Source organism: Nocardia sp. NPDC059764 (assembly GCF_042732555.1).
Lineage (GTDB): Bacteria > Actinomycetota > Actinomycetes > Mycobacteriales > Mycobacteriaceae > Nocardia.
The window spans coordinates 22,584-33,989 of the sequence record NZ_JBHWHH010000069.1 but is presented as its reverse complement, the minus strand read 5'-3'; the positions used below and the strand labels follow the sequence as shown (position 1 = coordinate 33,989).

Sequence of the window (11,406 nt, the reverse complement as noted above, 5' to 3'; positions counted from 1 at the left end):
GGGGGGGGGGGGGGCCCCCCCCGCCCCCGCCCCCCCCCCCCGGCTCCGAGCCTCGATCAGCCCCGGGTCCAGGCCGGATCGCGGCCGGTCAGTCCCAGGACGCGGTCCAGCAGCGGCGCCTCGGCCGGAATGTCGACCACGGGTCCGAAGAGTCCCGGGATGCCCTCCCGCGGGGTGTCGCGCAGCATGCCCAGCAGCACCGCGAGATCCGCGTCGGCCGGCTCGTAGGGACGCGCCGTCGCGCGGGCCAGGTCCCAGCCGTGCACGATCAGCTCGTCCAGCGCGAACTCGGCCATCGTCCGCGCGGGGGCGAGGACGCCGCCGACCTCGGTCTCCCCCGACCACGCGGCCGGTTCGCGCCAGGCCGCCACCAGCGCCTTCAACTGCGCGGGAATGCGGTCGCGCCAGTCCTCGGGCAGGGTCCCGACACCGGGTTCGGGCGGCTGCGAGCGGCCGATCATCTCCTTGGTGGCGCCCTGCCGGAAGCCCTCGGTGAAGCCGAGGACGTGGACCAGCATGTCGCGAACGCCGATGCCGGACGGCGTGCGGCGCTCGAGGTCGGCGTCGGAGACGGCGGCGACCACCGCCTCCAGCCCACCCGCGGCGGCTTCCAGATCGAATTCCGGAGTGGTCATGGTTCCTCCCGGAGGCATGCCGAACCGCCGGTGCGGCCCGGTCTGTCATTAGGACGGGGCGGGGCCGCGGAATTCATCGCCGGGCGCGCGAATGTGCTTGCACCGCCGCGTCGCAACCGGTTCGTTAGGTGCGATCAGCGGCGAAAAGCGCTGGTGGGGAGGAGAATTGATAGATGAAGGGTGATCGTGTGGAGATCGTCGTCGACACCGGCGACGGGTCTCGGAACTACGAAATCGTGGCCACCAGGGCCGGGCGGCGGATCGAGACGCGCATCGCGCGGGGCATTGTCGAAGTCACCGAGGTGACGAGAACCGGCGGACCGGTCCGCACGGCCCGGTTCATGGCCGGGCGGGTGCTCGCGCTGGTCGAGCATCCCGCCGATGACGGTGCGCTGCCCGGCGAGTGACACCGGGGCGGTTGCCGATCGGGGGTGCGCGGGGGGATGCTCGACTGTATCGATCCCACGGCCCACCGTGATCGATCCCACGGCCCGCCGTGAGGCCCGACTGCACGGCCCATATCCGGCAGAGAGGAGCCAGCGATGACCGATCGAACCGACGCGGTGCCCGAGGCAGACTACGTCGAACAGCACATTCCCGCTGTCCCCGACGACGAGTCCGATCTCGAATCCGATTCCGAGATCACCCAGGTGCCCGCCGACGACGCGGGCTGGACCGCGTCCGAGGGCGATCTCGTCGAGCAGTCGATTCCGGTCCCGGTCGACGACGACTACGACGAACCGCAGGGCTAGTTCGACACTCCCGCGCGCACGGTGGCGTGCAGTTCCCGCAGGCTCGACCGTTCGGTCGCGACCTCGAGCACGCGGATGCCGTGCGCGCGCCCGGTCAGCTCGTCGGCCAGCTGGGACGGGTCGACCTGGCGGTGCGGAATCCGGTAGGCGGCGCACAACGCCGCCAGATCCATGCCGTGCGGGGTGCCGAAGACCCGCTCGAACACGCCCGCGTACTGCGGGTCGCCCTGTTCGAGCAGTTCGAAGATGCCGCCGCCGTCGTCATTGGCGACCACGATGGTGAGATCCTCCGGCCGCGGCTCGCCCGGGCCGATGAGCAGGCCGGACGCGTCGTGCAGGAAGGTCAGGTCGCCCATCAGCGCGATGGTGCGGCCGGGATGGGTGAGCGCCGCGCCGACCGCCGCCGAGACGGTGCCGTCGATGCCGGCCACGCCGCGATTGGACAGCACCCGGATGCCGGGGCGCGGGTGCGCGACCAGGGCCGCGTCGCGCACCGGATTGGACGCGCCGAGCAGCAGCTGGTCGCCGTCGTGCAGGGCGCCGAGCACCACCGCCGCGACGTGCAGCCCGGTCGGCTTCGGGTGTCCGGCCAGCTCGGCCCGCACCACCGACACGGCCTTCTCGTTCAGCTCCCGGCACAGCTCCAGCCATTCCGGCCGGGGCGCGCCGTGCGTCACCGCGCGGGTGCCGGTGCCCACCACATTGCCGGACACATCGGGCCAGCGCGGGCCCGTGGTCAGCGCGAACACCGTGACCTCCGGGTCGGCGAGGACCTTGGACACCTGCCGGTGCAGGGTCGGCCGCCCGGTGATGATGGCCTGCCTCGGCCGCAGCAGCGGCAGGGCCAGCGGGTGCAGGGCGGGGCCGTGCATGGGCGCGGTCGGCTCGGCCACGGTCGGCAGCGCCGCGAGTTCTGGACGGTGGCCCGCGCCGTGACCGGAGATGACCACGGTGTCCGAGGTCAGGTCGATGTCGAGCGGCACGTCCAGGGTCGCGTATTGGGTTGCGGTCCAGGGCTGTTCGCCCTCCCGGCCGGCGGGCAGCGAGTCGCCGGCGGCCAGGTCCGGGACCAGCGGTTCGCGCAGCGGGATGTCGAAGTGCACGGGTCCGGCATTGCCGGAGCGGGTACCGCGGGCGGCGGCCAGCACCCGGCACACCGCCGAGCGCCACACACTGTTCTGCTTCGGGTAGAGCTCGGCGCCGGGTTCGTCCTCGGCCAGGCCGAGGCTGATGGCGGCGCGCACCTGGCTACCGAACAGACCGAACTGCTCGACCGTCTGGTTCGCGCCGGTGCCGAGCATCTCGTAGGGCCGGTTGGCGCTGAGCACGATCAGCGGGACGCGGGCGTAGTTGGCCTCGAGCACGGCGGGCCCGAGATTGGCGACGGCGGTGCCGGAGGTCATGACGACGGGCACCGGGCGACCGCTCGCCACGGCCAGGCCGACGGCGAGGAATCCGGCGCTGCGCTCGTCGATGCGCATGTGCAGCCGAATCTTCCCGGCCTGGTCAGCGGCCTGTAAGGCGAAGGCCAGCGGTGCGTTTCGCGATCCCGGGCACAGGACCACGTCTCGCACTCCGCCGCGCGCGAGCTCGTCGACGACGACGTGCGCCTGTGCTGTCGATGGATTCACGCCTCCAGCCTCTCAGACAGCCCGGCCCGGCGCTGCGTCGGCCCGATCACACCTATTCCGAAAAGTTAGGGTTTGCTAACCTAATCGGATGGCGAAGCGCAGCAAGCATGTCAAGCCCGAACACCGGGAAATCCTCACCGTCGAAGTACTGGCCAGCAAACGGATCAGCCCGCACTTCGTGCGGGTCACCCTGGGCGGACCGGGCCTGGCGAGCTTCACCGCCATGGGCTTCGACCAGTGGTTCCGGCTCTTCATGCCCGGCCGCGACGGCGACCTGCGCCTGCCCACCTCGGCCACCAACCTCGGCTGGTACGCGCAGTACCTGATGATGGGCAAGGAACACCGGCCGCTGGCCCGCAACTACACCGTCCGCGACTACCGGGCCGCCGGATTCGGCGAATTCGGCAGCACCGCCGAGATCGACATCGACTTCGCCATCCACGGCGACGACACCCCCGCCTCGGCCTGGGCGAACACCGTCACCCCGGGCTGCAAGGCCGGACTGCTGGACGAGGGCATCACCTACCAGGCCCCCGATCACTGCGAGTGGACGCTGCTGGTCGGCGACGAGAGCGCGCTGCCCGGCATCGCGGGCGTGCTGCGCTCGCTGCCGCGCGAGGCGAAGGGCGCGGCCTATATCGAGATCCCGTCCGACGGGGACAAGCAGGAACTGGGCGAACCCGCGGGCGTCACCGTGAACTGGCTGGTCCGCACCGACGCGCACGGCGAGGTCGGGGTGCTGGCCGCGGAGGCGGTGCGGCAGGCCGAGATTCCCGGCACCGGCGTCTACGCCTTCGTGGCGGGCGAGCAGAAGTTGGCCGCCGGCGTGCGGCGGCATCTCGCGCAGGAGCGCGCGATCCCGAAGGCGGACATCACCTTCACCGGCTACTGGCGGGTCGGCAAGTCCCAGGGATGAAGTCGCGAGTGCCCCCGAACCACCTCGCGGGCATTCGCACATGACCTCACACGGACCCCGTTCGCGGCCCCTCGCCGGGCCGCGAACCGGTCAGTTGATTAGCCAGCGTGACGCTGAACCAGCTCACCCAGACGCGGAAGCGCCTCGGCGACATGCTTCTTCGCCGACGACCGCATCGAGTTGTAGACCTTGGTCAGCGCCGGACGTGACGACGACTCGGCCCGCGCGTCGGTGACCGACAGGAGCGCGTCGGCGACCTCGTCCTGCTTGGACACCAGCAGGTCGGCGAACGAACCCGTGCCGCCGTTCTGGTACTCGGCCCAGTACGGCTCGAGCTGCTCGACGAACTTGGGCACGAAGGACTCCAGCGCGTCGCCCACGATCGAGGGGCTGACCTTCTTGATCGCGGCGTAGCCGCCCTTGACGACGAGGCCCGACGCGCCGCCCTTGTCCGACACCTCCTCGTCCAGAACCTTCTCCGCATCCGCGATGAAGGCGGGACGCTTGGCGTCATCGAGCAGGGATTCAGACAGTGCTGCAACCACTTTCAGGTTCCTCCGGATAGTTTTTCGATGAACGAGCGCACGCAACTATACGCACCGGTGTCCCCGCGCACACGATGCCAATGCGCTGCTACTGCCACAGCAGCAACAGCACTGTAAAGCACCCGCAATCGATTGGCAGCGTTTCACTTTCGGCGACTGTTCCCCGGTCGTTCATTTCCCCACGGGTAACAAGTGACCGCTTTGGCCTTCGGACGGTCCATCGGCTAACGATCAGCGCCCTTGTCGGATGGCCGAATTCCGCTGCCGCAATTCCGGGTGACCTGCGAAACACCGCGCCGAACTGCGGTGGGTCTTCACCACGGCGCGAACCGGAACAGTATGTTCACTCCCGTGACCTTCAATGCGACGCTGTGGCGGCCCGTTCCGGGATTCGAGAACCTCACCGACATCACGTACCACCGGCACGTCGAGCAGGGCACGGTCCGGATCGCCTTCGATCGCCCCGAAGTCCGCAACGCCTTCCGGCCGCACACCGTCGACGAGCTCTACCGCGCCCTCGACCACGCCCGGATGACCTCCGACGTCGGCGCGGTCCTGCTCACCGGCAACGGTCCCAGCCCCAAGGACGGCGGCTGGGCCTTCTGCTCCGGCGGCGACCAGCGCATCCGCGGCCGCAGCGGCTACCAGTACGCCTCCGGCGAGACCGCCGACACCGTGGACGCCGCCCGCGCCGGACGCCTGCACATCCTCGAGGTGCAGCGGCTCATCCGCTTCATGCCCAAGGTGGTCATCGCCCTGGTCAACGGCTGGGCCGCGGGCGGCGGGCACAGCCTGCACGTGGTCTGCGACCTCACCCTCGCTTCCCGCGAGCACGCCCGGTTCAAGCAGACCGACGCCGACGTGGGCAGCTTCGACGGGGGCTACGGCAGCGCCTACCTGGCGAAGATGGTGGGACAGAAGTTCGCTCGCGAGATCTTCTTCCTGGGGCGGCCGTACACCGCCGAGGAGATGCACGCCATGGGCGCGGTCAACGCCGTCGTGGATCATGAGCGGCTGGAGGACGTCGCGCTGGAGTGGACGGCCGACATCCTGGGCAAGTCACCGCAGGCCATCCGGATGCTGAAGTACGCGTTCAACCTTCAGGACGACGGACTGGTCGGTCAGCAGCTGTTCGCGGGCGAGGCCACGCGTCTGGCCTACATGACCGACGAGGCGGTCGAGGGCCGTGACGCGTTCCTCGAGAAGCGCGACCCGGACTGGACGCCGTACCCCTACTACTTCTGACGCTCCGGAACTCGCGGGCCCTTCGCCCCCGAACCTTCGGGTGCGGCAAACGACAAGCTGTCATGCTGCACTCATGGAGATACTGAGCAGTCGGGTCATTCTCCGGCCGAACGATTACCAGCGAACCCTGGCCTTCTATCGGGATGCGCTGGGGCTGGCCATCGCTCGCGAGTATCCGGGCGGGACGGTCTTCTTCGCCGGGCAGGGACTGCTCGAGGTGGCCGGGCACGGGCGCGCGGGCGACGCGCCCAGCGGGTTCGCGGGGGCGATCTGGTTGCAGGTGCGCGACTGCGACGACGCCGCCGCGGAACTCGCGCTGCGCGGGATCGCCATCGACCGCGCGCCCGTGCGCGAACCCTGGGGGCTGATCGAGATGTGGCTGCGCGACCCCGACGGCGTGCCGCTGGTGCTCGTGGAGATCCCGGCGGATCATCCGATCCGGCGGGACATCCGGGGCGACGACTGAGGCCCGGCGGGCCTTAGCACGAAGGTAACTGTGAAACACGTCCGGGGCACCGGTTAACAGACCGTAAAGACCATGACGCAAACTGATCGGTGTGTCTGCCGAACTGCTCGTTCTGCTGATCGTTGTTTGCACAGCCTTGGCGTTCGACTTCACCAACGGATTCCATGACACCGCGAACGCGATGGCTACCTCCATCGCCACCGGGGCGTTGCGGCCGCGTACCGCCGTACTCCTGTCCGGGGCGCTGAATCTCATCGGGGCTTTCCTCAGCGTGGCCGTCGCGGCGACGGTGGCCTCGGGCATCGTCGACCTGTCGGAGGTGAGCGGGCGGGCCCTGCTCGACATCGTCTTCGCGGGTCTGGTCGGCGGCATTCTGTGGAATCTGTTCACCTGGCTGTTGGGTTTGCCGTCCAGTTCCTCGCACGCCCTGTTCGGCGGCATCATCGGCTCGACCCTGGCGGCCCTGGGCCTGCACGGCGTGATCTGGACCGCGGGCAGCAAGGGCGTCATCGCCAAGATCATCATCCCGGCGGTGCTCTCCCCCGTCGTGGCCGCGCTGGTCGCCTCGGCCGCCTCCTGGCTGGTGTACCGGATCACCCGCGGCAGCAACGAGAAGACCGTGTCCCGCGGTTTCCGCTGGGGACAGATCGGCACCTCCTCGCTGGTCTCGCTCGCGCACGGCACCAATGACGCGCAGAAGACCATGGGCATCATCTTCCTGGCGCTGATCGCGCACGGTTCGGCCAAGGCCACCGATCCGCTGCCGCTGTGGGTCATCGTGTCGTGCGCCGTCGCCATGGCCGCGGGCACCTGCCTGGGCGGCTGGCGCATCATCCGCACCCTGGGCAAGGGCCTGGTCGACATCGCGCCGCCGCAAGGCTTCGCCGCCGAATCCACCAGTGCGGCGATCATTCTCACCTCGGCCCACTTCGGCCTGCCGCTGTCCACCACACAGGTGGTGACCGGATCCATCCTCGGCTCCGGGATCGGACGGCCCGGCGCGGAGGTGCGCTGGAACGTGCTCGGCCGCATGGTGGTCGCCTGGGTGCTGACCTTGCCGCTGGCCGGTGTGGTCGGCGCGATCTGCTGGGCCATCCTGCACGGCATCGGCGGCACGGTCGGCGTGCTGGCGGTGTTCGGGCTGCTGATCGCCATGGCCGCGCTGATCTGGTACCGCTCCAAGCGCGCGGTGGTCAACTCGCACAACGTCACCGCCGACTGGGAGGGCGCGCCCGCTCCGGCCGCCCCCGCGGCGCCCGCGTCCGCGCAGCCCGAGCGCAATGACGACACCGTCGGAATCGGCTAGGAGACCGCGATGCACACCCTGCTCTCCAACCTCTCCGACCTGTGGCGAGTCGTGCTGGCCGCCATGCTCTTCGGGGCCGGGCTGCCCACCGTCTTCGCCGTCGGCATCCGCTGCCGCGCCCGCGTGGACGACGGCGCGACCGGGGCCACCCGCACCGCCGCGCTGGTCGCCTCCACCCTCTGCTTCGCGGTGGTCATGATCGCGGTGGTGGTCGGTGTGCTCTTCATCGCACGCGGCTTCCTCGCCACCCGACTCGGAATTCACCTGCTCGGCGCGTGACGCCGCCTCATCGAAAGGCACGCTCGTGAGTACCCCCGAACAGCCGACCCCGCCCGTCGCCGACCCGGCCCCCGCCGCGCCGCCGCGGCAGAACGTGCTGCAGAAGGTGCTGGACTGGCTCAAAGCCGGATATCCGCAGGGCATCCCGCAGTCCGATTACGTGGCGTTGCTGGCCGTCCTGCACCGGCGGCTCACCGAGTACGAAGTGCACCTGGTGGTGGAGCGACTGGTCCGGGACCGGGTCGCGACCCCGGATATGGATCGCGAGGACATCGAGCGCGCCGATATCGAGGCGGCCATCGCCCGAGTTGCCAAGGAGCAGCCCGGCGAGGACGATATCGCTCGGGTGGCCTCCCGGCTCGCAGCCGGTGGTTGGCCGCTGGCGACACCGACGTCCGACTGACCGCACTAGACGGAATGACACGATCGCGACCGTGAGCAATACCCTCCGAATCCTTCCCATGCCCACCGGCGCAGCGGTGGGAGAAGTATTGCCGCATCTGCGAGAGGCCTTGGAGGGCAACGGCCCGGCCTGGCTGCCCGTCCCCACCGCCGACCGCCGCGAGACCCACCGCCTGAGTTCCAGCCTGCGGCCCGGCGAGGCCATCGACGAGGAAGTGGCCCTGGTGGTCACCACCTCCGGCACCACCGGAAACCCCAAGGGCGCCATGCTCAGCGCCGCGAATCTGCGGGCCAGCGGCGACGCCACCCACGAGCGCCTGGGCGGTCCCGGACAGTGGCTGCTGGCGCTGCCCACCCATCACATCGCGGGGATCCAGGTGCTGCTGCGCAGCATTCTGGCCGGAACCGAACCGACCGTGCTCGACGTCTCCGGCGGCTTCCTGCCCGAGGCCCTGGTCGGCGCGATCGCCGGCATGCGCGGCCCCCGCCGCTACACCTCCCTGGTCCCCACCCAGCTGATCAAGGCCCTCGACGAACCCGCCGCCACCGCCGCCCTGGCCGGACTCGACGGCGTGCTGGTCGGCGGGGCCGCCACCCCGAAACCCGTGCTGGACCGCGCCCGCGCCGCCGGCATCACCGTCTTCCGCACCTACGGCATGAGCGAGACCTGCGGCGGGTGTGTGTACGAGGGAGTACCGCTGACGGGCACCGAGGTACGCATCGAGGACGGGCGGGTGCTGCTCGGCGGCGACATGATCGCCAAGGGCTACCGCAATATCCCCGACCACCCCGCCTTCGCCGAAACCGGCTGGTTCCGCACCGAGGACGCGGGATTCGTCGAGGACGGCGTGCTCACCATCACCGGCCGCCTCGACGAGGCCATCATGACCGGCGGGCTGCTGGTCATCCCGCAGGTCGTCGAGGCCGTGCTGATCACCCACCCCGCGGTCTCCGAATGCGTGGTCCTCGGCCTGCCCGACGACCGGCTCGGCCAGCGGGTGGCCACCGCCATCGTCCCGGCCCCCGGCGCGATCGCCCCCACCCTCGACGAACTGCGCGACCACGTGGTCGCCGAGCTCGACGCCATCGCCGCCCCGCGCGAGCTGGCGGTGCTCGACGAACTGCCGCTGCGTGGGCCCGGCAAGCCCGACCGCGCCGCGCTCCGCCAGCTCCTGCTGGCCGCCTCACCCAACTGACGCTCGATCGATCCGGGCCCGCCCATCCGCCGATGGACGGGCCTTTTCGCTGCTCAGGGCACCCCCGGGACCCCATGCAAGCGGCGCTTGCGTCGGCTCGCGACGCCCTTGCGTGCGCGTGCAATCGCCGTGCAAGCGGGGTGCAAGGCGCGGTCCGCAAGGTGTAGCCATGACTTCTTACACACCTGCTGAGACGCTCGCCATCGAGGCGGACGGCCTGGTCAAGGTCTTCGGGGAGCAGCGGGCCGTCGACGGCGTCAGTCTCGCGGTGCCGCGGGGGGCCGTCTACGGCGTGCTGGGCCCGAACGGGGCCGGCAAGACCACGACCATCCGCATGCTCGCCACCCTGCTCCGCCCGGACGGCGGCAGCGCCCGCATCTTCGGCCGCGACGTGGTGGCCGAACCGACCGCGGTCCGCTCCCTGATCGGCGTGACCGGCCAGTACGCGTCCGTCGACGAAAAGCTCACGGCCACCGAGAATCTGGTGATCTTCTCGCGGCTGCTCGGCCTGTCCCGGGCCGAGTCGCGGCGCAAGTCCGCCGAACTGCTCGAGGAATTCGGCCTCACCGAGGCCTCCGACAAGGCGCTGGAGAACTTCTCCGGCGGCATGCGGCGGCGCCTCGACCTGGCCGCCAGCCTGATCGCCCGGCCGCCGCTGCTGTTCCTCGACGAGCCGACCACCGGCCTGGACCCGCGCACCCGCGCCCAGATGTGGGACACCATCCGGCGCCTGGTGCGCGAGGGCTCCACGGTGCTGCTCACCACGCAGTACCTGGACGAGGCCGATCAGCTCGCCGACCGGATCGCGGTCATCGACCGCGGCAAGGTCATCGCCGACGGCACCTCCGACCAGCTCAAGTCCTCGGTCGGCCTGTCCACCCTGCAACTCACCCTCGCCGACCGCGACCGCATCGACGAGGCCCGGATCCTGGTGGGCGAGTACCTGTCCCGCGCGGCGGGCCGTGCGGTCGAGGCCACCATCACCCCCGAGGCGGGCCGCATCACCGCGCCCCTGCCCGACCCCTCCATCACCACCGACGTCCTGATCCGGTTGCGCGAGAGCGACATCCGCATCGACGAGATCAATGTCGCCAAGCCCAGCCTGGACGAGGTCTTCTTCGCCCTCACCGGACACGGCGCCGAGGACGAGACCGACAACGACACCGAACGGAGCGCGGCATGACCACGACTCTCACCGCCCCCACCGGGCGGCACGCGGCCACGGCCGCGCCCATTCCCGAAGTCTCCAACCACATCCCGTTCAGACAGACCGTGGCGAACTCGCTCACCATGGCCTACCGCGGGATCGTCAAGATCAAGCACAATCCCGAGCAGCTGTTCGACGTCACCGTGCAGCCGATCCTGTTCACCGCCCTGTTCGCCTACATCTTCGGCGGCGCCATCGGCGGCAACGTGCACGACTACCTGCCCATCCTGATCCCCGGCATCCTGGTCCAGACCGTGGTGCTGACCTCCGTCGTCACCGGCACCCAGCTGCGCGAGGACATGGACAAGGGCGTGTTCGACCGGTTCAAATCCCTGCCCATCGCTCGCATCTCGGCGCTGGCCGGCGCGCTCATCGCCGATATGGTCCGATACGGGCTGGCCACCACGCTGACCATCGGCATGGGCCTGATCCTCGGCTACCGTCCCGCCGGCGGCGTGGCCGGTGTCGTGGTCGCCGGACTGGTCGTGGTGTTCTGCTCCTTCGCGATCAGCTGGATCTGGGCGCTGATCGGCATCACCGGCAAGAGCGCACCCGCCGTCCAGGGCATGTCCATGATGATCATGTTCCCGCTGACCTTCATGTCCGGCGCCTTCGCCCAGGTGTCCACCATGCCCGGCTGGCTGCAGGGCATCAACAAGGCCAACCCCGTGTACTACATGGTCGAGTCCGCCCGCGAGCTGATGAACGGCAACGTCTACAGCTCGAACCTGGCCTGGTCGCTGATCGGCTCGGTCGTGGTCATCCTGATCTTCGCGCCGCTCGCGGTGCGGGCCTACATGCGCCGCGCCTGACCCGCTCGAAAGAC

14 protein-coding genes are annotated in these 11,406 nt (G+C 70.0%); 11 read left to right on the top strand and 3 right to left on the bottom strand.

The genetic code is table 11. From position 1 onward, the window contains the following. Positions 1-56: 56 nt before the first annotated feature. The gene (locus ACFV4K_RS17490; RefSeq protein ID WP_379275939.1) at positions 57-635 is read right to left on the bottom strand and encodes a TIGR03086 family metal-binding protein; all 579 of its coding nucleotides are present in this window, start codon (positions 633-635) and stop codon (positions 57-59) included. A gap of 173 nt (positions 636-808) precedes the next feature. Here ACFV4K_RS17490 and ACFV4K_RS17485 point away from each other — a divergent pair, with 173 nt between their 5' ends. Next, positions 809-1,042, top strand: a complete 234-nt coding sequence (locus ACFV4K_RS17485; protein WP_379275937.1) for a hypothetical protein — start codon at positions 809-811, stop codon at positions 1,040-1,042. Positions 1,043-1,177: 135 nt separating this feature from the next. Beyond that, positions 1,178-1,387 carry a hypothetical protein gene (locus tag ACFV4K_RS17480; RefSeq protein ID WP_379275936.1) on the top strand — a complete coding sequence of 70 codons (210 nt, stop codon included), beginning with the start codon at positions 1,178-1,180 and terminating at the stop codon, positions 1,385-1,387. On the opposite strand, the gene menD is transcribed toward ACFV4K_RS17480, so the two are convergent. Next, positions 1,384-3,018 (bottom strand): 2-succinyl-5-enolpyruvyl-6-hydroxy-3-cyclohexene-1-carboxylic-acid synthase, encoded by a 1,635-nt coding sequence (menD, locus tag ACFV4K_RS17475; protein ID WP_379275934.1) that lies wholly within the window; start codon positions 3,016-3,018, stop codon positions 1,384-1,386. The two genes, ACFV4K_RS17480 and menD, sit on opposite strands and share 4 nt — an antisense overlap. Positions 3,019-3,106: 88 nt before the next feature. Between menD and ACFV4K_RS17470 the strand changes: the two genes are divergently transcribed. Beyond that, entirely contained in the window at positions 3,107-3,934 is an 828-nt protein-coding gene (locus ACFV4K_RS17470) for a siderophore-interacting protein (protein WP_379275932.1), read from the top strand. Positions 3,935-4,032: 98 nt separating this feature from the next. Here the strand turns inward: ACFV4K_RS17470 and ACFV4K_RS17465 are convergent, their stop codons facing one another. Beyond that, the gene (locus ACFV4K_RS17465; protein ID WP_379275930.1) at positions 4,033-4,479 is read right to left on the bottom strand and encodes a DUF6918 family protein; all 447 of its coding nucleotides are present in this window, start codon (positions 4,477-4,479) and stop codon (positions 4,033-4,035) included. Positions 4,480-4,830: 351 nt separating this feature from the next. Here ACFV4K_RS17465 and ACFV4K_RS17460 point away from each other — a divergent pair, with 351 nt between their 5' ends. From ACFV4K_RS17460 to ACFV4K_RS17425, 8 genes are all read left to right on the top strand, one after another. After that, positions 4,831-5,724 carry a 1,4-dihydroxy-2-naphthoyl-CoA synthase gene (locus tag ACFV4K_RS17460; protein ID WP_379275929.1) on the top strand — a complete coding sequence of 298 codons (894 nt, stop codon included), beginning with the start codon at positions 4,831-4,833 and terminating at the stop codon, positions 5,722-5,724. 73 nt (positions 5,725-5,797) lie between these two features. Further along, positions 5,798-6,190: a VOC family protein gene (locus tag ACFV4K_RS17455; RefSeq protein ID WP_379275927.1), complete on the top strand. Its 393-nt coding sequence runs from the start codon at positions 5,798-5,800 to the stop codon at positions 6,188-6,190. Positions 6,191-6,281: 91 nt separating this feature from the next. After that, positions 6,282-7,496 carry an anion permease gene (locus ACFV4K_RS17450; RefSeq protein ID WP_379275925.1) on the top strand — a complete coding sequence of 405 codons (1,215 nt, stop codon included), beginning with the start codon at positions 6,282-6,284 and terminating at the stop codon, positions 7,494-7,496. A gap of 9 nt (positions 7,497-7,505) precedes the next feature. Next, positions 7,506-7,775, top strand: coding sequence for a hypothetical protein (locus ACFV4K_RS17445; RefSeq protein WP_379275923.1), 270 nt, complete (start codon positions 7,506-7,508; stop codon positions 7,773-7,775). Positions 7,776-7,800: 25 nt separating this feature from the next. Continuing rightward, positions 7,801-8,178 (top strand): DUF3349 domain-containing protein, encoded by a 378-nt coding sequence (locus ACFV4K_RS17440; protein WP_379275921.1) that lies wholly within the window; start codon positions 7,801-7,803, stop codon positions 8,176-8,178. 58 nt (positions 8,179-8,236) lie between these two features. Further along, positions 8,237-9,373 carry an o-succinylbenzoate--CoA ligase gene (gene menE / locus ACFV4K_RS17435; protein ID WP_379275944.1) on the top strand — a complete coding sequence of 379 codons (1,137 nt, stop codon included), beginning with the start codon at positions 8,237-8,239 and terminating at the stop codon, positions 9,371-9,373. Between the two features lie 169 nt (positions 9,374-9,542). Next, entirely contained in the window at positions 9,543-10,556 is a 1,014-nt protein-coding gene (locus ACFV4K_RS17430; protein ID WP_379275919.1) for an ATP-binding cassette domain-containing protein, read from the top strand. Then, positions 10,553-11,392 (top strand): ABC transporter permease, encoded by an 840-nt coding sequence (locus ACFV4K_RS17425; protein ID WP_379275917.1) that lies wholly within the window; start codon positions 10,553-10,555, stop codon positions 11,390-11,392. Before ACFV4K_RS17430 ends, ACFV4K_RS17425 begins: the two co-directional genes overlap by 4 nt. Positions 11,393-11,406 lie beyond the last annotated feature (14 nt).